We start from the raw sequence: 22,740 nt of genomic DNA, 5'->3' as shown, positions 1-22,740 counted from the left end.
CAGATTACTCCCCGGGTCAACGCCCTCCACGTCAGGGATCGACGACCTCGCACACGACGGTGCCCGCAGACAGGGGCTGGCCCGCCGAGATCGCCAGGCCGGAGACCACCCCGGAGCGGTGCGCGGGCAGGGGCTGCTCCATCTTCATGGCCTCCACCACCGCCACGGGCTGGCCCGCCTCCACGACGTCACCGTCCGAGACCAGCACCTTCACGACGGTGCCCTGCATCGGCGCGGTCAGCGCGGTGCCGTTCACCGAGGTGATCCTGCTGCCCCGGCCCCGCTTCGACGTGCGACCGGGACGAGACGCGGGGCCCCCGCCGAACCCAGCCGGCAGGCTGACCTCCATCCGGCGGCCGTTGACCTCCACCACCACGGTCTCGCGCCCGGCGGACTCCGGCGCCCCGGACGCCGTTCCGGACCACGGCTCGAGTCCGCCGTCGAACTCGGTCTCGATCCAGCGGGTGTGCACCCCGAAGTGGCCGTCGGTTGCGGTGAACGCCGGGTCTGCCAGCACCGCGCGGTGGAAGGGTGCGACGGTGGGCATCCCCCCGACCTCGAGCTCGGCCAGTGCGCGTCGCGAGCGCTCGATGGCCTGCTGCCTGTCGGCGCCGGTGACGACCACCTTCGCAACGAGGGAGTCGAACGCGCCGGGCACGGTCATGCCCGCGTGGTAGCCCTCGTCCACCCGGACCCCGGGCCCGGAGGGGGCGTGCCAATGCGTCAGCGTACCCGGGGAGGGCATGAAGTTGTTGCCGGGGTCCTCGGCGTTGATGCGGAACTCGATGGCGTGGCCCCGTACCGGCGGGTCGTCGTAGCCGAGTTCCTCGCCGTCGGCGATCCGGAACATCTCGCGCACCAGGTCGATGCCGGTGACCTCCTCGGTCACCGGGTGCTCCACCTGCAGGCGGGTGTTCACCTCGAGGAACGAGATGGTCCCGTCGAGGCCGACGAGGAACTCGCACGTCCCGGCCCCGACGTAGCCCGCCTCGGTCAGGATGGCCTTGCTCGAGGACCGCAGGAGCCGTTCCTGCTCGTCGCTGAGGAACGGTGCCGGCGCCTCCTCCACCAGTTTCTGGTGGCGGCGCTGCAGCGAGCAGTCCCGGGTGGAGACCACCACGACGTTGCCATGGGCGTCGGCGAGGCACTGGGTCTCGACGTGGCGCGGCCGGTCGAGGTAGCGCTCGACGAAGCACTCGCCCCGGCCGAAGGCGGTCACGGCCTCGCGGGTGGCGGACGCGAACAGCTCCGGCACCTCCTCGAGGGTCCGGGCCACCTTGAGGCCACGTCCCCCACCGCCGTAGGCGGCCTTGATCGCCACGGGCAGACCGAACTCCCGGGCAAAGGCGACCACCTCGTCGGCGTCGGAGACGGGGTCCGCGGTGCCGGGCACCAACGGTGCGCCCACGCGCTGCGCGATGTGACGGGCCCGGACCTTGTCGCCCAGCGCCTCGATGGCCTCCGGCGGGGGGCCGATCCATACGAGTCCGGCGTCGATGACGGCCCGTGCGAACGCGGCGTTCTCCGCCAGGAAGCCGTAGCCGGGGTGCACGGCGTCGGCGCCGGAGCGGGCCGCCACCGCGAGCAGCTTGTCGATGTCGAGGTAGGACTCGGCCGGCGTCGAGCCGCCGAGCGCGAACGCCTCGTCGGCGAGCCGCACGAACAGGGCATCGGCGTCCTGTTCGGCGTAGACCGCCACGGACAGGACGGCTGCGTCGCGCGCCGCACGCGCCACGCGCACCGCGATCTCGCCGCGGTTGGCCACCAGGACCTTCGAGATTATGTGTTCGCCCACGTCGCGGAGTCTAGCCATCCGGGGACGGGCGGTAGCGTTCGGGTATGCCGATCCCAGAATTCATCGCGCAGCTCCGCTCGCACGTCGGAACCGCGCCGCTGTGGCTCAGCGGTGCTGCGGCCGTCATCCTCCGCGACGGCGGCAGCGGACCGGAGGTGCTGCTCATCCGGCGCTCGGACACGGGGGACTGGGCGCTGGTCTCCGGCATCATCGACCCGGGCGAGCACCCCGTCGAGACGCTGCGGCGCGAGGCACTGGAGGAGGCGAGCGTGGTGATCGAGGTGGGTCGGATGCTGTGGCTCACGGTCGGGGACCCCGTCACCTATCCCAACGGCGACCAGTGCCAATTCCTCGACCACGGCTACGCGGCCCGCTGGGTCTCGGGTGAGGCACGCGTCGGCGACGACGAGGCCACCGACGTGGGCTGGTTCCCCGTCGACGCCCTGCCGAGGCCCCGCCGCGACGACGTGGAGGCCGGGGTGCGGGCCGCGCTCGCTCCGGCCGGCCACATCCTGGACAGGCTCTGATCCCGGGTACAGTTCAGGCCGTGACCCGTCGGATGCTCGTTGCCCTCACGTGCCTGTTGCTCGCCGATTGCGGCTCCGAGGTCCAGTCGAGCCCCGAGCCCAGCCCGCCGGCACCCAGCCCTGCCGCCCACGAGGTGCCCGACGGCGCGGTGGCGCTGGCCAGCTACGGGTACCAGCACGCCCCCGAGGGGTTCATGGTCCCCGGATCCTCGATCATCGAGGACAAGGTGGACCAGGCCAACACCGTCGTCGCCGTCTTCACGGCACCCGGCGGGGCGGACCTGAACGCGTTCCTGAGGCAGTCCCTCCCCGCCGACGGCTGGACGGTCACCGCCGACGGGCAGTACTCACTGCTCTTCGAGCGAGGCGAGCTCCGCGGCGCCTTCACCGTCAGCGGCCGACTCGCCGCCCTCAGCATCCGCAACGACGCCGGCTCCTGAGGCCTGCGTCTCGACGGCGGCGGCGAGCGCCCCTCCGCCGAGCGTGGTCAGCATCTGGCGCACGTTGGTGAGCTGTTCGGTGATCGAGTCGCGTCGGGCGGCCAGGGCCTGCAGTTCGCGCTCGGAGTCCCTCCTGACGCGCTCGGCGTGGATGCGGGCGTTGTCCAGCAGCTGCTGGGCCTCGGCGGAGGCCTTCTCGCGCTCCGCCTCCGCGTCCGCGTGTGCGTCACGAAGCAGCTGGGTGGCCCGCTCCTCGGTCTCCTCCAGCTGCTCGGAGGCGGCCGCCAGGGCCTTCTCGTGGGTGGCCATCTGGGCGGCGAACTCCGCAGCCGCCCGGTCTCGCCGGGTGGCCAGGGTCTGCTCGAAGTCCGCGGCGGCGGCTGCCGAGGCGGCGCGCTGCTGCTCGTGGACCGCCTCGGCCTCGCGGCGGCGGGCGGAGGCCTCGCGGTCGGCGTGGTCCAGCAGGTCGTCGGCCTCGCGGCGGGCCTGTTCCAGGATGCGGGCGGCCTCGGAGTCGGTTCGGGAGCGGGTCTCGCCCGAGTGGTTCTCGGCCGCGGTGCGGAGGCGCTCGGCCTCGGTCCGCGCGTCGGAGACCAGTTCCTCGGCCTGTGCGGCGGCCTTGGCGCGCAGTTCGTCGGCCTCCTCGTCGGCGAGGGTCAGGATCTGGGAGATGCGTGGGCCGAGGTCGGCGTAGTTGAGGGGGCCGCTGCGGGCCGAGGACAGCTGCGCCAGCTGGTCCTGGAGCTCGGCCACCTGGTCGCGGAGGACGGCCGCCTGCGCCGTCGCATCCTCGAGCCCGGCCTCGAGACGATTGATCTCCACCGTCTTCTCGGCGGCCTCCTGCAGTGCCGCGGAGTGCGTCTGCCGCATCCGGCGGACGGTGTCGTCGACCTGCGCGGGGTCGTAGCCGCGCCGGACGGTGTTGAAGGATTCGGTCATTGTCAGTCCTCAGTTCCTGTCTGTTCACCCGGGACGGCCAGCGCCTCGATCACCCCGGAAAGCTTCCCCAACTGTGCCGTGATCTCGGCCCTGCGGTTCGAGAGCATCTCGACCTCGGTCCGGGCCTCCTCCAGCCGCTCCCGGGCCTCCCGGCGGATCTCGTCAGCCTCCACCCGCGCCCGCGCGACCAGTGCGGTGGCCGCCTCCCGGTCCGCCTTCAACTGCGAGTAGTGGTTCCCGTGCAGCGACTTCAGCTCCGCCAGGCTCTGCTCGCGGATGTTGCGGGCCTCCTCGCGGGCCGAGTCCAGCACCCGCTCGGCGCGATCGCGGGCCTCGGTGGCGTCGGCGGCGGCGTCCGCGAGCAGTCTGGCCGCCTCCTCCTGGGCGCCCTCGCGCACGCGCCTCGACTCGGCCTCTGCCGCCGCCTGCAGCATGCGGACGCGTTCCTCCGCGTCGGCCACGTCCGCGGCGGACTCCGCCTCCAGGGTGGCCAGCTCGTGGCGGCGGGAGGCGGTGAACGCGTCCAGCTCGGCGGTCTCCCGCTCGCGAAGCTGTCGCAGCTCCTGGGCCACCGCGCGGCGCTGCGCATCCAGCTCGGCTCCCACCCCGGTGCGCAGGTCGGCCATCGTCTGCTCGGTCCAGTGCAGTTGCGCCTTGGCCTGGTCCAGCACCTCGTGGGCCTCGGCCTCGGCGCGGGCATGCAGCTCGTCGCGCTCCCGCTCGGCGGCGGCCAGCCGCTCCAGGGCGTCGCCCACCTCGGCGTGGCGCCACTCGACGGTGTCCACGCGCAACTGCTCCGCGTCGGCGCGGGCCCTGGCCAACAGCTCGTCGGCCTCCACCCGGGCGCGGGAGAGCTGCGAGGCGACGGCCTCGTCGGTCTCGGCCCGCCGCTGGCCGATGGCGTAGGCCGCCGCCCGCTCCCGTTCCGCGAGCTCCCGTTCGAAGTCGGCGAGTGCCGCGGCGAGGGTCGCGCGCTGCCGGTGCGCCTCCGCCTCCGCCTCGGCCAGCACCTCGGCGGCCCGCTCGTGGGCCCGGCGCAGGATGGTCTCGGCGTCGGCCGCGGAGTTGGTGCGCAGTTGCTCACAGGTCTGCTCGGTCTCGGCGACGAGTCGGGCGGCGGCGACGCTCGCCTCGCGCATGGCCTCGCGGGCCTCGTCGTCGGCACGCTCCAGCCGCTGGCGGGCAGCCTCCCGCGACTCGGCCAGCTCCGCCCGGGCGGCCGCGTTGGCGGTGGCGAGGTCGGCGGCCTCCTCCTTCGCGGCGGCGTGCCGTTCGCGGACGTCCGCCGCCTCCTGGCGCGCCTCGGTCCGCAGCTGGTCCGCCATGCGCTGGGCGCGGTCCAGGATCGCGGTCGCCCGATTGCCCACCTCACCCAGTGGCGAGTGGGTTGCGCCGCTCAGGTTCGCGTCGGGGAAGTCCTTCATCGGGCGGTGCCGTGGATGCGAGACAGGACCATGCGCGCAGTCTCTCACGAAAGGTGCGCCAGGGTCACCACCTGGGCCGTCAGACGGACACGTCGGGCGTACGGCACAATTGCGCTCGTGTCCCTCCTGACAAGCACCGTCGAGTCCATCCGTCCCGTCTCCGCGGAAGCCCTGGCCGCGGCGGAGGCCGCCCAGGGGCGGCTGACCAAGCCCAGCGGCAGCCTCGGCCTCGTGGAGACGGTCGGCAACCGGCTCGCGGCCATCGCCGGAGGGTGCCCGCCGCCGGTGCCCGAGCCCGCCACCGTCGGCCTCTTCGCAGGCGACCACGGCGTCGTCGCGCAGGGGGTGACGCCCTGGCCGCAGGAGGTGACGGCCCAGATGCTCGCCAACATCGCCGCGGGGGGCGCGGCCATCAACGTCCTGGCCCGCCAGATCGGCGCCGAAGTCCTGCTCACCGACGTCGGCGTCGCCACCAACTACGCCGCGGATCCGCGGATCCGAAATCGCAACGTTCGCCTCGGCACCCGTGACCTCACCGTCGAGCCCGCACTCACCCGCGACGAGGCCCAGCGGGCGATGGAGGTCGGCATCGAGGCCGCGCGTGAGGCCGTCGAGGCCGGCGCCCGCTGCCTGCTGACGGGGGAGATGGGCATCGGGAACACCACGCCGGCCAGCGCGTTGATCGCCGTTTTCACGGGGCTCGGGGCGGCCGAGGTGACCGGGCGCGGCGCCGGGTCCGACGACGCCATGCTGGCCACCAAGACGATGGTCATCCAGGCCGCGCTGGCCCTGCACCGTCCGGACCCGGCCGACGCCCTCGGAGTGCTCGCGGCAGTGGGTGGACTCGAGCACGCGGCGCTGGCCGGGTTCGTGCTGGGCGGCGCGGCCGCCGGGGTTCCGGTGGTCCTGGACGGCGTGATCGCCTGCTCGGCGGCGTGCGTCGCCGTGGCACTGGTCCCCGAGGCCGCCGGCTACCTGCTCTCCGGCCATGCCGGGGCCGAGCCGGGTGTCCGGGCCGCCCTGGCCCACCTCGGCCTGTCACCCCTGGTGGACCTCGGGCTCCGACTCGGGGAGGGCACCGGTGCCGCACTGGCGCTGCCGACGGTGCAGGCCGCCGCCCGGATCCTGCGGGAGATGGCCACGTTCGACGACGCCGGGATCGTCGCCGGCGCGCAGGAGGATGAGCCCGTCCCCGCTCGCCGTCGAGGCACCGTCCTGGTCACGGGCGGGGCCCGCTCCGGCAAGTCCCGCTGGGCCGAGGACCGGCTCGGCAGCCGCGGGCCCGTGGACTACGTCGCGACGTCTCGTGCCGACGTGGACGACCCCGAGTGGCGCCGCCGCCTCGAACTGCACCGCGAGCGCAGACCCGAGGACTGGAGGACCGTCGAGACCACCGATGTCGCCGACGTGCTCCGCAGCCGGGAGACCGCCCCGGTGCTCGTCGACTGCGTCTCGGTGTGGCTGACGCGCGTGCTCGACGAACTGGGGGCCTGGGACACCGCCGAAGACGCCTGGCGTGCCCCGCTGCGGCACCGCACCGACGAGCTGCTCACCGCGCTCCGGGAGACGGCCCGAGAGGTGGTGCTGGTCACCAACGAGGTGGGCTCCGGGATCGTCCCGGCGACCGCGTCCGGCCGGCTCTTCCGCGACGAGCTCGGCCGGCTGAACGCCGAACTGGCCGCCGTGTGCGACGAGGTCTGGCACGCCGTGGCGGGGATCACCCGCAGGATCAAGTAGTGCGCGCACTCCTGGCGGCGCTGGGGACCTTCACCGTCCTGCCGGCACCGCACACCGAGATCGACCGCGACGGCGCCGGCCGCATGATGGCCGCGCTGCCGTGGGTCGGGCTCGTCGTGGGTGGGCTGGCTGCGCTGGTGGTGTGGCTGACCGGCCTCACCGGTGCCGGGTGGCTCCCCGCAGTGCTGGGCGTGGCCGCCCTCGCGGTCCTGACCGGGGCCCTCCACCTCGACGGCGTCGCCGACACCGCCGACGGACTGGGCTCCCGCAGGCCCGCCGTCGAGGCGCTGGCGGTGATGCGCCGCTCGGACATCGGCCCGATGGGCGTGGTGACCGTCTTGTTCGTGCTCCTGCTGGACGTCGCGGCCCTCGCCTCGCTCGCCGGGTCGTCCCAGTGGGCAGCGCCGTCGGCACTGGCCGCGGCGGCGATGGTGGGCCGGCTCGGCGTCGTGCACGCCAGCGGAGGGACGGCAGCCCGCAGCGGTGGCTTCGGGGCCCTGTTCACGGGCGTCACGTCACCGGCCGCTGCCGTCACCAACACCGTCGCGGTGCTGCTGGTCTCCGCTGCGGCAGGCCTGCTGGCAGACGGCTGGCGCGGCGCCGCCGTCTTCGCGGGATCGGCCGTCGCAGCGCTGGCTGCCGCGTGGCTCTGGCACCGGCACCTCGACCGACGGCTGGGTGGCATGACCGGGGACACCTTCGGCTCGCTCGTCGAGCTGGGCCAGGCGGTTTTCCTGGTGCTCACCGCCCTGGCTGCAGCCATCCCGCGTTGATCAGGGTCCACGCCCCCGTGGCGAGGTCGAGCCGGCCCACCACGTCCAGCGGGCCGGCGATCCTGGCGGTGCGGAATCGCACCAGCGAGATTTCCGGCACCACCCAGTCGCCGACGGCGGGGACCTCCCGCAGCAGTCCCAGCGGTTCTGCCATGGGCCACCGCCCGCCGTAGTGGCCGACGGTGACGTGCGGCACGTAGGCCATCTCGTGCTCCTCCGGGGCCCCGTGGGTCAGCACCCCGTGCGCGTGCGGCAGCCAGTCGTCGGCCAGCTCGAGGTAGGGGACCATCGGGAAGCTGCCCCAGCCGGTGGCGCGCAGCTTGACCGGGCCGGCGGCCAGCCGGCGCAGCAGCGCGAGGTCGGCGTCGAGCCGGGCGGTGCCGTACTCGTCCCCACCGGGGCCCACCAGTCCGGCGTAGGCGAGCGTCACGTGCGGCTGCCGCAGGTAGCCGCGCAGCAGGTAGCCCTCCAGTGCAGCCCTGGCCGCTGCCAGGGTGCGGCGCAGGTCGGGGTGGTCCAGTTCCAGCGCCCACGCCACTGCGTGGCTCCGACCGCCGTGCCACTCGACGAAGTCCCTGTCCCTGCAGGCGACGGTGTGGCTGGGCACCACCGGAGTCAGTGCCCGACGGCGTCGGGGCGCCACAGCTCGTGCCACACGATCCCGAGGTCGAGCAGCATCTGGCGCATCAGCGGCAGGGAGATGCCGACGACGTTGTGGGGGTCGCCCTCGATGCCGGTCAGGTAGGCGCCGCCCAGGCCGTCGATCGTGAACGAGCCGGCCACCCAGAGGGGCTCACCGCTGTGGGTGTAGGCGTGGATCTCGTCGTCGGCCAGGTCCGCGAACTTGACCACGGTGCTGCCCACGCGCTTGGTCGAGACCTCCTCGTCACCGCGCCGCACCCAGACGTAGTGGCCGGTGTGGAGGACGCCCTGGCGGCCCCGCATCCGACGCCACTGCTCGGCGGCGCTGGCAGGGGTGCCCGGCTTGCCGCGCGGCCTGCCCTCGAACTCCAGGACCGAGTCGCACGCCACGAGGATGGCGTCGCCCTCGACCTGGTCCAGCACCGACGTGCCCTTGGCCTCCGCGAGCGCCAGCGCCAGCCTGGCGGAGTCGGTCTCGATGACCTGGCTCTCGTCGAAGCCGGAGACGAGCACCTCCGGGTCCAGGCCGGCCTGTCGCAGCAGGCGCAGCCGGCCGGGGGAGCGGGAGGCGAGGATGAAGCGCGGTGTGTTCATGGTGTCCTGACTGATAGTCGCCAAGCGTCGCGGCCGCGGGGGAGCGGGACGCGCAGTGCTCGGTGGCGTGAGTTCCAGTGGCCGGGGGTGGGAGGTTCGTCGGGGGGTGCGCCGGCGCGCGCGGCCAGCGCGACGAGGGCAGCCGTCGCCTCGTCGTCGGGGACCTGACCGATGACCTCGAACTTCGTGCTCACAGCGGGATGTTCCCATGCTTCTTGGGTGGGAGCGAGTCGCGCTTCGTGCGCAGCAGCCGCAGCGCCCGGACCACCTCGGCGCGAGTCTGGTGGGGATGGATCACCCGGTCGACGTAGCCGCGCTCGGCCGCGATCCACGGGTTGGCCAACTCCTCGTCGTAGGAGTCCATCAGCTGCCGGCGCAGCGCCTCCGGGTCCTCCGCGGCGGCGAGGTCCTTCTTGTACAGGACTCCCACGGCACCCTGCGCGCCCATCACCGCGATCTGCGCCGTCGGCCAGGCGAGGTTCACGTCCGCGCCGAGGCTCTTGGAGCCCATCACGAGGTAGGCGCCGCCGTAGGCCTTGCGCGTGATGACCGTGAGCAGCGGCACCGTCGCCTCCGAGTAGGCGTAGATCAGCTTCGCGCCACGGCGGATGATGCCCTGGTGCTCCTGGTCCACCCCCGGGAGGAAGCCGGGCACGTCGACGAACGTGATCACCGGGATGTTGAACGCGTCACACGTGCGCACGAAGCGGGCGGCCTTCTCGGAGGCGTCGATGTCGAGGCATCCTGCCAGCACCAGCGGCTGGTTCCCGACGACGCCCACGCTGCGCCCGTCGACCCGGCCGAAGCCGACGATCATGTTTCGCGCGAACAGTTCGTGGACCTCGAGGAACTCGCCGTCGTCCAGGACAGTGCGGACCACCTGGTGCATGTCGTAGGGCTGGTTCGCGCCGTCGGGCACGAGGGCGTCCAGTTCGCGGTCCTCGTCCGTCACGTCGGGGAGGGCAGGGGAGTCGTGGACGGGTGGGTCCTCGAGGTTGTTCTGCGGCAGGTGGGACAGCAGGTCGCGGACGAACTCCAGCGCGTCCGCCTCGTCGTGGGCCAGGTAGTGGGAGTTGCCCGACCTGGAGCTGTGGGTGCGGGCGCCTCCGAGCTCCTCCATCGTCACCTCCTCGCCCGTGACGGTGCGGATCACGTCGGGGCCCGTGATGAACATCTGTGAGGTCTGGTCCACCATCACCGTGAAATCCGTCAGGGCAGGGGAGTAGACGTGGCCCCCGGCGGCCGGGCCCATGATCAATGAGATCTGGGGGATCACCCCGGAGGCGCGGGTGTTGCGGCGGAAGATCTCGCCGTAGAGGGCCAGGGAGACCACGCCCTCCTGGATGCGGGCGCCGCCGCCCTCGTTGATGCCGATCAGCGGCACGCCGGTCCGCATGGCGAGGTCCATCACCTTCACGATCTTCGTGCCGTAGACCTCCCCGAGCGCACCCCCGAAGACGGTGACGTCCTGGCTGAACACGCACACGGGGCGACCCTCGACGGTGCCGGTGCCGGTTATCACACCGTCGCCGTAGGGGCGTCGCTCCGCCATCCCGAAGGACGTGGTGCGGTGGCGGGCGAACTCGTCGAGCTCGCTGAAGCTGTCCTCGTCGAGCAGCGCCAGCACCCGCTCCCTGGCCGTCAGCTTCCCCTTGGCGTGCTGTCGCTCCACCGCCGCGGCGGAGCCGGCGTGCACCGCCTGGTCGATCCGGCGGTCCAGGTCGGCCAGCTTGCCTGCAGTGGTGTGGATGTCGGGGTCCATGTCCCGAGAGCCTATCGCTGGCGGCCGTAGGCTGCAGGTGTGAGATCGATGCTCCCCGACGCCGCCGCCATCACCGCCGCACTCGGAGCCGCGACGTCGTGGCGCCAGGTGCAGGTGGTGCCGAGCACCGGCTCCACCAACGCAGACCTGGCGGCGGCGGCCCGCGACGGGGCCGCCCCCGGCCTGGTGCTCGTGGCCTCAGAGCAGACCGCCGGCCGCGGCCGCCGCGACCGGAGCTGGGCCAGCCCGGCGGGCAGGTCGGTGGCCGTGTCAGTGCTGCTGCAGCCCCGACCCGCCTTCCCACAGTGGGGATGGCTGTCCCTGCTGGCAGGGCTCGCGGTCTCCACTGCCCTGGCGGAACTCGCGCCCGATCCGGACCGCGTCGAGCTGAAGTGGCCCAACGACGTCCTGGTCGGGGGTCGAAAGGTGTGCGGGATCCTCTCGGAGGTGGTGCAGCGCCCGGACGGGGCCTGCGCCGTCGTCGGCATGGGAGTCAACATCTCGTTGGGGGAGGACGAGCTGCCGGTGTCGACAGCCACCTCGCTGCTGCTGGAGGACATGGACACGGACCAGAACCGGGTGGTGACGACGATCCTGCGCCACTTCGAGCGCTACTACGCCAGATGGCAGGAGGCGGGCAACCTGCGCGCCGAGTACGAGGCCCGGTGCTCGTCGGTGGGAGCCGACCTGCAGGTCGTCGTGGACGAGCGCCGCAACGTGGCCGGGCGGGGCCACGGGGTGGACGACGTGGGCCGGCTCCTGGTGGAGACCGACTCGGGGATCCAGGCGTTCGCAGCCGGCGACGTCGTGCACGCGCGCCTGCGTCCTTGAACGTGACCCGTCGGCGCGTAGGTTGGAACCTCGACCGACCGCAAGGAAAAGGAGAAGCTGATGTCTGACCTGACCGGCAAGAAGATCGCGTTCCTGCTCACCAACGGTTACGAGGACAGCGAGCTGACGAGCCCGTGGGAGGCCGTCACGGCCGCCGGTGCCGCAGCCACGCTCGTGTCCCCCGAGTCCGGCTCGATCGAGGGCAAGAAGGGCCACACCCAGGGGGTGGACCTCGCCAGCGCGTCAGCCGATGCGGCCGACTTCGACGCCCTCGTCCTGCCGGGCGGCGTCGTCAATGCCGACCACCTGCGCACCGACACCGATTCCGTCCGGTTCACGCGAGCCTTCTTCGACGCGGGCAAGCCCGTCGGGGTCATCTGCCACGGCGCGTGGATCCTCGCCGACGCCGGCGTCCTGGATGGCCGCAGGATCACCTCCTACCCGAGCCTGCGCACCGACCTGGGCAACGCCGGTGCCAACTGGGTGGACGAGGAGGTCGTCGTGGACCAGGGGCTGGTCTCCAGCCGTACCCCCGACGACCTGCCCGCCTTCAACGCGAAGCTGGTGGAGGAGTTCGCCGAGGGCGTCCACGAGGGCCAGACCGCCTGATCGGCACCGGCCCGTGTGGCGCGGAGTCCTGTTCGCAGTCCGCGTGCGAGACTTCGTGGCATGGGAATCAGCAAGGGTGAACTGGGTCGCGACGAGCAGGTCATCGACTCGATGCGCACGCACGGCAAGGCGTTGATCACGCCCGCCGCGGCCCTGATCGTGTTCTCGGCCGGCCTCGGTCTCGGGTTGGCTGCGCTGCCACCCGAGGGCCGGCCCTGGACGGTGTGGGTGTTGGTGGCCCTGTTCGCCGCGCTGGTGGTCTGGATCGTCCTGCTGCCGTTCCTGCGCTGGCTCACCAGCACCTACACCATCACCAACCGGCGCATCATCACGCGCAGGGGCATCCTGCACAAGAAGGGCCACGACCTCCCGCTGCGTCGCATCAACAACGTCAACACCGAGCGCCACCTCCTGGACCGGATGCTGGGTTGCGGCACCCTGGTCCTCGAGACCGCCGCCGGCAACCCGCTCGTGCTGCCGGACGTCCCCGGGGTGCAGAAGGTACACGTCCTGATCAACGAGCTGCTGTTCGCTCCAGAGGACGGGCGAGAGGCGCTGCCCAGCGACGAGTGACGCTACGCTCGTGGGGTGGATCGGTATCGCATCGGGATCATCGGAGGCGGCCAGCTGGCGCGCATGATGCAACAGGCTGCCATCAGCCTGGGCGTCGATGTCGCCCTGCTCTCGGAGGCGGCGGGCAACTCCGCCGCGCAGGTGATCCCCCTCACCACCGTCGGTGACCAGGACCATCTGGCTGACCTGCTGGCCTTCGCCGACGGCGTCGACGCCGTCACCTTCGACCACGAGCACGTCCCCACGCGGCACCTCCACGAACTGGAACAGGTGGTGGCCGTGCGCCCCGGTCCGGACGCCCTCTCGCACGCCCAGGACAAGGCCCTGATGCGCAAGCGGCTCACCAGTCTCGGGATCCCGTGCCCGCGGTTCGCGATCTGCGAGGACGCCGAGGACCTCGTCGCCTTCGGTGACGAGAACGGCTGGCCCATCATCGCCAAGACCTCTCGCGGCGGCTACGACGGCAAGGGGGTCTGGAAGCTCGACGGCCCCGCCGACGCCCAGGAGCCCTTCGCCAACAAGAAGGAGACCTCGGCGGGGGAGCCCGTGGTGATCGTCGCCGAGGAGTTCATCGACTTCACCCGCGAGCTCTCCGCCATCGTCGCCCGCTCACCCTCGGGCCAGGCCGTGGCGTACCCAATCAGCGAGACGCGCCAGGCCAACGGGGTCTGCGCCGAGACCATCACGCCAGCCCCGGGCCTGCCGGAGGCGACGGCGACGGAGCTCCAGCAGCTCGCGCTGCGGATCGCGGGCGAGCTCGACGTCGTCGGGCTGCTGGCGGTGGAACTGATGCAGGCCCGCGATGGCCGGATCGTGGTCAACGAGCTGGCGATGCGGCCCCACAACACCGGGCACTGGACCATCGACGGCGCCGAGACCAGCCAGTTCGAGAACCACCTGCGCGCGGTGCTCGACCTGCCGCTGGGCTCGCCCGAGCTGCGCGCCCGTCACGTCGTGATGACCAACGTCCTCGGCGGCACCGAGACCGACCTCACCGGCGCGCTGCTGCACGTCTTCGCGCGGGACCGCAAGGTGCGCGTGCACCTGTACGGCAAGCCCGTCACCCCCGGTCGCAAGGTCGGGCACGTCACCACCTGTTCGGACGACCTCGAGGACGCGCTGCGTCGCGCCCGGCACGCCGCCGGCTACCTGATGGGAGACCGCAATGCCTGAGAACCCGCTCGTTTCAATCGTGATGGGGTCGGACTCGGACTGGCCGACGATGGAGGCCGCGGGCGCCGCCCTCGATGAGTTCGGGGTCGCCTGGGAGGCCGACGTCGTCTCCGCCCACCGCATGCCCGACGAGATGGTCGACTTCGGGCGCGGGGCCCACGGTCGCGGCATCCGGGTCGTCATTGCCGGCGCCGGCGGAGCGGCCCACCTGCCCGGCATGCTCGCGGCCCTGACCCCGCTGCCCGTGATCGGTGTGCCCGTGGCGTTGAAGCACCTCGACGGCATGGACTCGTTGCTGTCGATCGTCCAGATGCCCGCCGGTGTCCCGGTCGCGACCGTGTCCATCGGGAACTCCCGCAACGCCGGCCTGCTGGCAGTGCGCATCCTCGGCGCATCCGACCCCGCCCTGCAGCGGCAGATGGTGGCCTTCCAGGCGTCCCTGCGCGACGCCGCCCACGCCAAGGGCGCCAGGGTCCGCGAGGCGACGCAGCGCTAGTTCCCCGTGACGAAGCAGTGGCCCCGACGGCGAACCGTCGGGGCCACTGCTGCTCGGGGGAGGGGCCTACTTGGTGCCCACCCGCACGAAGAACTCGGCGTAGCCGTCGTCCAGGGTGGAGCCGGAGATGCCCACGCCGCTGATCGGCTCCAGGTACTTCGCCTCCTCGCTGTTGCCGAGGCCGAGGGCCTCGTTGGACAGCAGGGCGGGGACGTCGACCCACAGCACCGACTGCGTGTCGCCGGAGGTCTCCGTCACGTCGCCGAAGGCCTCGTTGTCGCCGAGGGTCTCGGCAGGGTTGGCGAGCTCGTCGGGGCTCATTCCCCAGGTGGTGTGGACGGTGTCGCCGTCGGTGCTGTGCTGGACCCCCGGGATGCCGATGCCACTGGCGATGGTCTCCAGCACCTCCTGGTGCTTGGCCGGGTCGTCGGTGGACACCTTGATGCCGATCTGGGGCTCCTCGCCCTGCCACCCGAAGGTGAGGGCGAGCTGGTTGCCGACCACGGCACCCAGGTCGTCGGCAGAGGAGACGCCGAAGGCGTCGAACATGGAGGGATCCTGCTCGTACATGGGCTGCAGCTGCTGCCACAGGAGGTCGATCGACTCGGCGCTGAACGCGGAGGCCAGCACCCCGAGGCCGCCCGCGGGCAGCGAGCTGACGAAGTCGCCGGCCAGTTCGGCATCGCCGATCTCCTGGCTGGACAGGCTGACGCCGCGCAGGACCGCCATGCCGTCGGAGATCTTGATGCCGGCGGCGCCGTGGGCGGAGAAGCCAGCCGTCTCGATGCCGACCTCGCCCTCGGAGGCCTCGATGGCCTGGTTGATGAACTCCTCGGACGCCCAGGCGGTCACGAGGTGGTCGGCGCCGAGCTTGGCCATGTCGGCGGTGTAGGTCTCGTCGTCGGCGAGCGAGGCGGACCTGATGGCCTCGACGTCGGCGGGTGCGTCGGCCTCCGAGACGATCATCAGGTCGTCGATGAACTCCACGGAGCTGCCCTCGAACTCGGCCTCGGCGAAGGCGCGGGCGGCGTCCTCGTCGGTGACCTGGACTGAGACCACGAACTCCTCGGCCTCGACGTCCAGGATGGCCAGGGCCAGCGAGTCGCCGAGCCAGGGCTTGATCTCGGTGTCGTAGTCGGGCTTGTCCTCGGAGTCGGGGATCAGTTCCCACAGGGCCTTCTTGTAGTCACCCTCGACGTCGCCCACCTCGCTGGCAAGTTCGGGGAACTTCTCGGCGAAGTCCTTCACGGCCAGCTTCTGGCCGGCCGACGGGTTGAGGTTCAGCTCGACGGCTGCCAACGAGTCCGCAGGCAGGCCCTTGGCCGCGGCCGGGGTAGAGCCGCCGAGGAGCGCGAACGCGAGGAAGCCGCCACCGACCACCAGCGCGACCGCGACGACGGCGGCCACGATGATCGGGGTGCGGGACTTCTTCTTCACCGGGGCCTGCTGGCCCTGCGGCGCGTAACCCTGGGGGGCGTATCCCTGCTGCGGCGGGTACTGCTGGCCCTGGGGCTGCGGCGGCTGGCCCTGGGGGCCGAACTGTTGGGGATTTCCCTGCTGGTGGACGGGGCCCTGGGGGCCTTGGGGGTTGGGCTGCCAGTTGCCCGGCATCTGGTTGTCACTCACAGGGTTCCTCCTGGGTTCATGAATTTGTCCAACGAATTTCAGCGTATCGGCTGCGCGGGTCAGTGAATTGTGGTTGGATCAGCGCTCGAATTTCTCGAACCCGTCGGTCTGGCCCGTCCGGATGCCCTCGAACAGCTCCTCGCTGGCGGCCTCGTCCCAGATGACGGCCGAGCCTGCGCTGGTGCTCGCGGCGGGGTCGGACACGGGCACGGTGAGGCTGTAGCCCGAGCCGAGGGCGGTGCTGAAGAATCCCGTGGCGACGCTGAACAGCTGGCCCGGTCCGGTCTCCTCGCCGCGGGCGACCGAGTTGGAGACGGCCATGTTCAGGCTCCAGTAGGTGAGCGGGTTCAGCAGGTGGACGGGGTTGGCCGCCTTGGAGACCACCTTGCCGATGACTTCGCGCTGCCGCTCGATGCGGCCGAGGTCGCCGCGGGGGTCCTGCTTGCGCATGCGGGCGTAGCCGAGGGCGGTGACGCCGTCGACCACCTGGCAGCCGGCTTGGAGTTCGAGGTGGGAGTCCTTGTCGTTGATGGCCTCCGCGGGGCAGACCTCGATGCCCCCCACGGCGTCGACGGTGTCCACGAGCCCGAGCATGCCGATCTCGAGGTAGCCGTCGATGCGGATCCCGGTGTTGGCCTCGATGGTGGCCACCAGCAGTTCCGCGCCACCGAAGGAGTAGGCCGCGTTGAGCTTGTTGCTCCCGTGGCCGGGGATGGGGACGTAGGAGTCCCGGGGGAGGGAGACCAGCGCCGCCCTGCCCGACGGCGGCGTGTGGAGCAGCATCATCGTGTCCGTGCGCCGGCCCTCGGACGAACCGGTGCCGAGCCTGCTGCGCTCCTCGGGCGTGAGGTCGTCGCGGGCGTCGGAGCCCACCAGCAGGACGGTGTTGCCCGGCTGCTCAGCGGGCCGCTCCCCCTCGGGGACGGTGTCGACGACGGTGCCTGCGGTCCACGCGAACACCGGAGTGCCCAGCATGAAGGCGAACCAGGCCAGGAACAGCACCAGGAAGAAGTTCCGAACCGGGTGCCTCCGCTTGGTGCGCAGCGAGCGGCGCGACCGCCTGGTGCGTCCCGGCGCGGCCGTCGGCGGAGCCTGGATGGGCTCGCCGCGGTACTGGAAGCTGCTGGGGTCGGCCGGTGCGGGTCCGCGCTGCGAGGGGTTCATCCTCGCGACCTCCTCCGGCGTGAAGACGCGCGTCTCCTCTGGTTCCGGCTCGCGCCGGTAGAGCCAGTTGATGTCTTCCTGGGAGCGCTTGTCGTTCAATGTTCCTCCTGCCCGGCGCACCAGCCTACCGGGGGCGGCAGGGCGGGCGAATCGGGTGGTTCCCCGGCGCGCCCCCGACATGGCATCGGCCCGAGGGGGCAGGCTTTCACCGACACCGCCTTCCCCGAGGAGTACCCGTGAGCGATGCCGAAGCGCGCTTGAAGAACCGCCGAGCAGTGGGACTGATCCTGATGTCCGCAGTCCTGCCCGGCTCCGCGCAGTACGTCGCGGGCCACCGTGGCGTCGGCCGTTGGATCATGCGCAGCTGGGCGGTGCTCGTCGGGCTGGCGCTCCTGGCGGGACTGGGGCTGCTGCTGTTCCGCGGCGCCACCGTCGGAGTGCTCCTGAGCCCTGCGCTGGCGCCCACGCTGAAGGCGGTGGCCTGGGTGCTTTTCGGTTGCTGGGCCCTGCTGCTGCTCGACGCGTGGCGCCTCGCCGACCCGCCGCGGCTCGCGCGCAACAACCGCCTGCTGCTGACGGTCTCGTGCCTGTCACTGGTGGTGGCCGCCGGGTTCGGCACCAACCTGGTGGCCAGCGCCCTGACCGCCGTCTCCAACGTCTCGGACGTCTTCCGTGGCGGCGGCGATGCGCAGGAGAAGGCCGGCCGCTACAACGTCCTGCTGCTCGGCGTCGACGGCGCCGACGGGCGCGAGGGCCTTCGACCAGACTCCATCAACGTCGCCTCCGTCGACGCCGAGACCGGGCGCACCGTGCTGTTCGGCCTCCCGCGCAACCTGCAGGGAGCCCCGTTCCCCGAGTCCTCGCCGCTGCACGAGCTCTACCCCGACGGCTACAAGTGCGAGGAGAACGCCTGCATGATCAACGGCGTGCACACCCTCGGTGAGGAACATGCGGACCTCTACCCCGGCCAGGACGCCGGGCTCGTCGCCACCAAGGAGGTGGTCTCGGCCACCCTCGGCATCGAGATCAACTACTACGCGATGGTGGACATGGGCGGCTTCAAGTCCCTGGTGGAGGCCATGGGCGGCATCACGCTGGACAGCAACGTGCGCGTCCCGATCGGTGGCGGCGGCTCGAAGGTGAGCGGCTACATCGAGCCGGGCGACGGCATCCACCTCGACGGCTACCACGCGCTCTGGTACGCCCGCTCCCGGCACGACTCGAGCGACTACGAGCGCATGGTGCGGCAGAAGTGCGTCATGTCCGCCATGGCCAAGCAGCTCGACCCGGGCCTGGTGGCCACCCAGTTCCTCGAACTCTCAGAGGCTGGCAAGGACATCCTGCGCACCGACGTCGGCGCCGGCCACGTCGCCGAACTCGCCGAGCTGGCGCTCCGGGCCAAGGACCTGGACATCGTCTCGGTGAACATGACCCCGCCGCTGATCGTCACGGCGGACCCGGACCTGGAACTCATCCGCAGCACCGTCGTCGAGACCATCGCTGCCTCCGAGGCGCTGGACGACCAGGCTCCGACGCAGCCGGCCACGACGCCCGCCACCAGCGAGCCGGCCCAGCCCGAGCCAGCCGACGACCCCGAGCCCGCCCCGACGTCGGCCGCCGCGACCGACGATGCCCCCACCACCCCGGCGGCCGCAGGGTCGACCGCGTCCGAGGAGGAGACGGCCGAGGAGGAATCGACCTGGATCTGCCGCGCCAGCTAGGTTGTTGCCCATGGTGGATTTCCCCGGCGTGAGCGTGATCATGCCCGTTCGCAACGAGGAGCGGCACCTCGAACGCGCGGTGGCCCGCGTGCTGGAGCAGGACTACGACGGCGACGTCGAGGTGGTGCTGGCCGTGGGCCCCAGTGAGGACAGGACCTGGGAGGTGGCCACCCGGATAGCGGCCGGCGAGAGCCACGTCCACGTGGTGGAGAACCCTTCGGGGGCCACCCCGGCAGGGCTCAACATCGCCATCGCCGCCGCGATGCACGACATCCTGGTGCGCGTCGACGGCCACGGCGAGCTGAGCGAGGGCTACCTCGCCACCGCCGTGCGCCTGCTGCAGGAGACCGGCGCCGCCAACGTCGGCGGGCGGATGGACGCCCGGGGGGAGACCCCGTTCGAGGAGGCGGTCGCGGCCGCCTACAACTCGCGCCTCGGGCTCGGGGGCGGTGGGTTCCATCTGGAAGACACCCCCGCCGGACCGGCGCCGACGGTGTTCCTCGGCGCCTTCCGCCGGGAGGCGCTGGCGGCCATCGGCGGCTTCGACGAGACGATGCACCGTGCCCAGGACTGGGAGTTGAACTACCGGCTCCGGCAGGCGGGCCACCTGGTCTGGTTCACCCCGGAGCTGACCGTGCTCTACCGCCCGCGTTCCTCCCTGAGGGCACTGGCCAGGCAGTTCTGGACCACCGGGCAGTGGCGCCGCGAGGTGGCGCGCCGACACCCGGAGACAGTCAGCCCGCGCTACCTGGCGCCGCCCGTGGCGGTCTCCGGACTGGCCGTCGGCCTGGTCGCCGGCGTGCTCGGGCTGGTGCTGCGCAACCGGCTCCTGGTGGTCGGACTGCTCGCACCGGCGGTGTATGCAGCGTTCCTGCTGGCGTCCACCGCCACGATGAAGGGCCTGAGCCCTGCGGCCCGGCTGCGCCTACCGCTGGTGCTGGCGACCATGCATGTGTGCTGGGGCGCCGGCTTCCTGCGCGGCGTCGCGGACCGCTAGTCAGTCCCGGATCTGCTCGTCGCGGCGGACCCGCTCGACGAGGGCGTCGTCGCCGTTGGTGACCACGACGGTGGAGCCCCCACCCAGCAGCGGCGCCACCAGCAGCCTGCGCATCGTGCCCCAACCGGGCCGGGGATCGACGAACAGCGCCGCCTCGCCGCGGGTCTCGGCCGTCGCCAGCGAGGCGAACGTCACGTCCGGCGTCCAGGCCAGCTGGGCCGGGGACGTGGGCTCGGCCGCGTGCACGTCGGGCTCGGAGAACACCTCGGCGTAGTCGGTGCAGTTCTCAGGCACCTCCTCGAACGCGAGCCCGAGCGGGTGCAGGGAACAGGCCACGGTGGGCACCCGGTAGGCGAACGCGTCGGGCCCGGCCACCGCGAGGGCGACGTCGTCCCCGTCGGTGGTCACGGTGCAGGCACGCTGCCAGCAGGCCGCCACCCAGACCATCGTCACCCAGTGCCCGGGGTGGGTGTTGGCGAGCTCGACCCGCACGGACTCGCCCGGCTCGACGCCGAGGGTGTCGAGGAAGTTGCAGGTCTTGTCCACCCAGTTGGCGAAGGTCTTCGCGGAGAGCTCGATGCGTGAGCCGGCCTCCCCGTCGTAGTGGATGAACAGGGGGCGGGCGGGGTCGGTGGCGACCCGGCGCTGCAACGCTGAAATGGCCATCTGCTGATCGTAGGCCCGGTTGGATACGGTTGACCAATGCGATACGTCGTCATCATGGCCGGCGGGTCCGGCACCAGACTCTGGCCGCTGTCCCGCAAGGGCACCCCAAAACAGCTCCTGGAGCTCTTCAACGGCAAGAGCCTGCTGCGCCTGGCCTACGAGCGGCTGTCCGGGCTGGTGCCCGACGCCAACATCCTGACCTGCACCTCGCGCGACTACGCGGACGTCGTCGCGGCCCAGCTCCCGGAGCTGCCGGCCGCCAACATCCTCGGCGAGCCGGTGGGCCGGGACTCGCTCAACGCGGTCGCCTGGTCCGCCGCCGTGCTCGCCGCCCGGGACCCCGAGGCGGTGGTGGCGATGGTCACCGCAGACCAGCTGATCTCGCCCGTCGACGAGTACCAGCGCTGCCTGCGGGTGGCATTCGACGTCGTCGATGCGCACCCGAGCGCGCTCGTCACGCTGGGCATCGTGCCCACCTCGCCGCACACCGGCTACGGCTACCTCCACCGCGCCGAGCCGCTGGCGGGGTTCGAGGGGGTCCACCGCCTCAGCTCCTTCAAGGAGAAGCCCGAGCTGGAACTTGCTCGGCAGTACCTCGAAAGCGGCGAGTACTGGTGGAACGCCGGCATGTTCGTGTGGCGGGCGGCCACCCTGCTGGAACAGCTCGACGTGCTGCTGCCCGAGACGGCGTCCAAGGTGCGCCGCATCGTCGCCGATCCAGGAACCCTCGACGAGGTGTTCCCGACGCTGGAGAAGACCTCGGTCGACTACGCCGTGATGGAGCCGGTCTCGCGCGGCGAGACCGATGCTACGGTGGTGGCCGTCGGCCTGGACGTGACCTGGCGCGACGTCGGCGGCTTCGTGGCGTTGGCCGAGGACTTCGCCACCGACGAGCACGGCAACCGCGTCGACGGCAGGGTCGTGAACCTCGACACCTCAGGCTGCATCGTCATCAACACCGAACCCGAGGCACACGTGGTGGGCACCATGGGCCTGCGCGACACGCTCGTGGTCCACACGCCCGGGGCGACACTGGTGACCCCGCTCGCCGACGCCGAACGGGTGAAGGAACTCGTCGAGCTGGTGCGAACCACCCATGGTGCAGACTTCTCCTGACCGGAAAGGAAACGGTGCCGCTGTGCTCTGGAGATCGAGCCCACTGGAGGCTGCGCAGCATGCCCTCCCGCTGGTCTTCCTGACCCTGGGCGTGCTCGAACTCGGTGGGATCATCCATTTCCTGGTGGCAGCGGACCCGACGGGGATCGCCGCGGCGGGTGGGCCCACGGCCTTCGTTCCCGTGACGCTGGCCGTGGTGTTCGCGACGCTGTTGCGCCCCAGCGCCCGGTCGGTGACCGTGAAGGGTGCCACTGCCGTCGGCGCCTCCGTCTTCTCCCTGGTACGGGTCGGACTCGTGGCGGGAATCGTCCTCACCGACACCGGGGCCGTCTCGCTGGGCACCGTGCTCGGGGTGGTTTCGGGGATCGTGCTCGGCCTCACCCTGGCCGTCTGGGCGGCCATGGAGTTCGTCGCCGCCCGCCTCGAGGTGCGCCGGGCGTCCGGGCCCGTCAGCGGGCCGAGTCCCGCCCTTGCCCCGAGCCCCGCGTCCGCCCCGGAGGCCGTCTCCACGCACCTGTCCGGGCGCCTGCCCCGGCCGGTGAGCCCCTCGGCCCCGGCCGCGCCGCACCCGGTCTCCGGCGTGACGCCCGCAGCCGGCCCTCCCGAGCGTCGGGCCACCGGGGCCGTGGCCTGGCACCGGGGCAGCACGCCCTGGCCGCGCAAGAACGAGGACGACCCCGACGGGACGCTGCTGCGGCCTCCCCGGCGACGCTGACGTCAACCCAACACGCCGAGGAACGGGCCGATTCCGGGAATCCGCTTGACGTTGCCGAATGACACGTGTGTAATTTGGGGCAACTAGTTCTGAAGGGAGGCAGCAAGTGGACGACATTTTTTCTCTGGTGACGGAACCGGAGGGTGCATTCGCCTGGCAGGAAGAGGCGCTGTGCGCACAGACCGACCCGGAAGCGTTCTTCCCCGAGAAGGGCGGATCGACGAGGGAGGCCAAGAAAGTCTGCCAGGGCTGCACCGTCAAGACGGAGTGCCTCGAGTACGCACTGGCCAACGACGAGAGGTTCGGGATCTGGGGCGGGCTCTCCGAGCGGGAGCGTCGCAAGCTGAAGCGCGCGGCCGGCTGAGTCCCGTCGCGTTCGTCGGCTATCGTCGGCTGAGCAATTCGACGATGGGAGCTGTG

24 protein-coding genes are annotated in these 22,740 nt (G+C 71.8%); 14 read left to right on the top strand and 10 right to left on the bottom strand.

Translation table 11 applies throughout. The features are described 5' to 3' along the window. Window positions 1-31 precede the first annotated feature (31 nt). On the bottom strand, window positions 32-1,795 hold the full coding sequence (locus tag FOJ82_RS02650; RefSeq protein ID WP_246099715.1) for an acetyl/propionyl/methylcrotonyl-CoA carboxylase subunit alpha: 1,764 nt from the start codon (window positions 1,793-1,795) through the stop codon (window positions 32-34). A 44-nt stretch (window positions 1,796-1,839) separates the two neighbouring features. On the opposite strand from FOJ82_RS02650, the gene FOJ82_RS02645 reads away from it, so the two are divergent. Together FOJ82_RS02645 and FOJ82_RS02640 are read left to right on the top strand one after the other, a co-directional pair. Continuing rightward, on the top strand, window positions 1,840-2,322 hold the full coding sequence (locus FOJ82_RS02645) for an NUDIX hydrolase (RefSeq protein WP_143936884.1): 483 nt from the start codon (window positions 1,840-1,842) through the stop codon (window positions 2,320-2,322). Window positions 2,323-2,342: 20 nt separating this feature from the next. Then, complete coding sequence (locus FOJ82_RS02640) at window positions 2,343-2,762, top strand: hypothetical protein (protein WP_143936883.1); 420 nt, start codon at window positions 2,343-2,345, stop codon at window positions 2,760-2,762. Here the strand turns inward: FOJ82_RS02640 and FOJ82_RS02635 are convergent. Together FOJ82_RS02635 and FOJ82_RS02630 are read right to left on the bottom strand one after the other, a co-directional pair. Beyond that, complete coding sequence (locus tag FOJ82_RS02635) at window positions 2,670-3,701, bottom strand: coiled-coil domain-containing protein (RefSeq protein WP_143936882.1); 1,032 nt, start codon at window positions 3,699-3,701, stop codon at window positions 2,670-2,672. The two genes, FOJ82_RS02640 and FOJ82_RS02635, sit on opposite strands and share 93 nt — an antisense overlap. Before the next feature lie 2 nt (window positions 3,702-3,703). Then, window positions 3,704-5,125, bottom strand: a complete 1,422-nt coding sequence (locus tag FOJ82_RS02630; RefSeq protein WP_143936881.1) for a coiled-coil domain-containing protein — start codon at window positions 5,123-5,125, stop codon at window positions 3,704-3,706. Window positions 5,126-5,242: 117 nt separating this feature from the next. Here FOJ82_RS02630 and cobT point away from each other — a divergent pair, with 117 nt between their 5' ends. Then, window positions 5,243-6,862 carry a nicotinate-nucleotide--dimethylbenzimidazole phosphoribosyltransferase gene (gene cobT, locus FOJ82_RS02625; protein ID WP_342780557.1) on the top strand — a complete coding sequence of 540 codons (1,620 nt, stop codon included), beginning with the start codon at window positions 5,243-5,245 and terminating at the stop codon, window positions 6,860-6,862. Then, window positions 6,862-7,635, top strand: a complete 774-nt coding sequence (gene cobS, locus FOJ82_RS02620) for an adenosylcobinamide-GDP ribazoletransferase (RefSeq protein WP_246099713.1) — start codon at window positions 6,862-6,864, stop codon at window positions 7,633-7,635. The genes cobT and cobS overlap by 1 nt, the downstream gene beginning before the upstream one ends. Here the strand turns inward: cobS and FOJ82_RS02615 are convergent. From FOJ82_RS02615 to FOJ82_RS02600, 4 genes are read right to left on the bottom strand one after another with little or no spacing between them, the layout of a single operon-like run. Beyond that, complete coding sequence (locus tag FOJ82_RS02615; RefSeq protein ID WP_185975588.1) at window positions 7,604-8,242, bottom strand: 2'-5' RNA ligase family protein; 639 nt, start codon at window positions 8,240-8,242, stop codon at window positions 7,604-7,606. The genes cobS and FOJ82_RS02615 overlap by 32 nt on opposite strands. 8 nt (window positions 8,243-8,250) lie before the next feature. After that, window positions 8,251-8,871: a Maf family protein gene (locus tag FOJ82_RS02610; RefSeq protein ID WP_143936878.1), complete on the bottom strand. Its 621-nt coding sequence runs from the start codon at window positions 8,869-8,871 to the stop codon at window positions 8,251-8,253. Beyond that, window positions 8,868-9,065 (bottom strand): acyl-CoA carboxylase epsilon subunit, encoded by a 198-nt coding sequence (locus FOJ82_RS02605; RefSeq protein WP_143936877.1) that lies wholly within the window; start codon window positions 9,063-9,065, stop codon window positions 8,868-8,870. Before FOJ82_RS02605 ends, FOJ82_RS02610 begins: the two co-directional genes overlap by 4 nt. Continuing rightward, a complete protein-coding gene (locus FOJ82_RS02600; protein ID WP_143936876.1) occupies window positions 9,062-10,633 on the bottom strand; it encodes an acyl-CoA carboxylase subunit beta in 1,572 nt (523 codons plus the stop codon). Before FOJ82_RS02600 ends, FOJ82_RS02605 begins: the two co-directional genes overlap by 4 nt. 48 nt (window positions 10,634-10,681) lie before the next feature. Here FOJ82_RS02600 and FOJ82_RS02595 point away from each other — a divergent pair, with 48 nt between their 5' ends. The 5 genes from FOJ82_RS02595 to purE are packed head-to-tail and all read left to right on the top strand — an operon-like array spanning window position 10,682 to window position 14,315. Next, window positions 10,682-11,464, top strand: a complete 783-nt coding sequence (locus FOJ82_RS02595) for a biotin--[acetyl-CoA-carboxylase] ligase (RefSeq protein ID WP_246099763.1) — start codon at window positions 10,682-10,684, stop codon at window positions 11,462-11,464. Between the two features lie 60 nt (window positions 11,465-11,524). Next, window positions 11,525-12,073, top strand: coding sequence for a type 1 glutamine amidotransferase domain-containing protein (locus tag FOJ82_RS02590; RefSeq protein WP_143936874.1), 549 nt, complete (start codon window positions 11,525-11,527; stop codon window positions 12,071-12,073). A 60-nt stretch (window positions 12,074-12,133) separates the two neighbouring features. Further along, entirely contained in the window at window positions 12,134-12,646 is a 513-nt protein-coding gene (locus tag FOJ82_RS02585; protein WP_143936873.1) for a PH domain-containing protein, read from the top strand. 15 nt (window positions 12,647-12,661) lie between these two features. Continuing rightward, window positions 12,662-13,819 (top strand): 5-(carboxyamino)imidazole ribonucleotide synthase, encoded by a 1,158-nt coding sequence (locus FOJ82_RS02580; RefSeq protein ID WP_143936872.1) that lies wholly within the window; start codon window positions 12,662-12,664, stop codon window positions 13,817-13,819. Then, complete coding sequence (gene purE / locus FOJ82_RS02575) at window positions 13,812-14,315, top strand: 5-(carboxyamino)imidazole ribonucleotide mutase (protein WP_143936871.1); 504 nt, start codon at window positions 13,812-13,814, stop codon at window positions 14,313-14,315. Before FOJ82_RS02580 ends, purE begins: the two co-directional genes overlap by 8 nt. 66 nt (window positions 14,316-14,381) lie before the next feature. On the opposite strand, the gene FOJ82_RS02570 is transcribed toward purE, so the two are convergent. Further along, complete coding sequence (locus FOJ82_RS02570) at window positions 14,382-15,941, bottom strand: DUF3352 domain-containing protein (RefSeq protein ID WP_143936870.1); 1,560 nt, start codon at window positions 15,939-15,941, stop codon at window positions 14,382-14,384. A 78-nt stretch (window positions 15,942-16,019) separates the two neighbouring features. Then, on the bottom strand, window positions 16,020-17,204 hold the full coding sequence (locus FOJ82_RS02565) for an LCP family protein (protein WP_185975587.1): 1,185 nt from the start codon (window positions 17,202-17,204) through the stop codon (window positions 16,020-16,022). Window positions 17,205-17,341: 137 nt separating this feature from the next. Here FOJ82_RS02565 and FOJ82_RS02560 point away from each other — a divergent pair, with 137 nt between their 5' ends. Next, window positions 17,342-18,826 (top strand): LCP family protein, encoded by a 1,485-nt coding sequence (locus FOJ82_RS02560; RefSeq protein ID WP_143936868.1) that lies wholly within the window; start codon window positions 17,342-17,344, stop codon window positions 18,824-18,826. Window positions 18,827-18,836: 10 nt separating this feature from the next. Continuing rightward, a complete protein-coding gene (locus FOJ82_RS02555) occupies window positions 18,837-19,823 on the top strand; it encodes a glycosyltransferase family 2 protein (protein ID WP_143936867.1) in 987 nt (328 codons plus the stop codon). Here FOJ82_RS02555 and FOJ82_RS02550 read toward each other — a convergent pair whose 3' ends face one another. Further along, the gene (locus FOJ82_RS02550) at window positions 19,824-20,489 is read right to left on the bottom strand and encodes a TIGR03089 family protein (RefSeq protein WP_143936866.1); all 666 of its coding nucleotides are present in this window, start codon (window positions 20,487-20,489) and stop codon (window positions 19,824-19,826) included. A 36-nt stretch (window positions 20,490-20,525) separates the two neighbouring features. Between FOJ82_RS02550 and FOJ82_RS02545 the strand changes: the two genes are divergently transcribed. The 3 genes from FOJ82_RS02545 (at window position 20,526) to FOJ82_RS02535 (ending at window position 22,684) form a co-directional block, all read left to right on the top strand. Further along, the gene (locus tag FOJ82_RS02545) at window positions 20,526-21,605 is read left to right on the top strand and encodes a mannose-1-phosphate guanylyltransferase (RefSeq protein WP_143936865.1); all 1,080 of its coding nucleotides are present in this window, start codon (window positions 20,526-20,528) and stop codon (window positions 21,603-21,605) included. Between the two features lie 22 nt (window positions 21,606-21,627). Continuing rightward, window positions 21,628-22,320 (top strand): hypothetical protein, encoded by a 693-nt coding sequence (locus FOJ82_RS02540; protein WP_143936864.1) that lies wholly within the window; start codon window positions 21,628-21,630, stop codon window positions 22,318-22,320. 106 nt (window positions 22,321-22,426) lie between these two features. Then, window positions 22,427-22,684, top strand: a complete 258-nt coding sequence (locus FOJ82_RS02535; RefSeq protein ID WP_143936863.1) for a WhiB family transcriptional regulator — start codon at window positions 22,427-22,429, stop codon at window positions 22,682-22,684. Window positions 22,685-22,740: the final 56 nt, after the last annotated feature.

This window comes from Tessaracoccus rhinocerotis, from assembly GCF_007197885.1.
Lineage (GTDB): Bacteria > Actinomycetota > Actinomycetes > Propionibacteriales > Propionibacteriaceae > Arachnia > Arachnia rhinocerotis.
The sequence above is the reverse complement of the archived record's forward strand: the minus strand, read 5'-3'. Positions and strand labels throughout refer to the sequence as shown.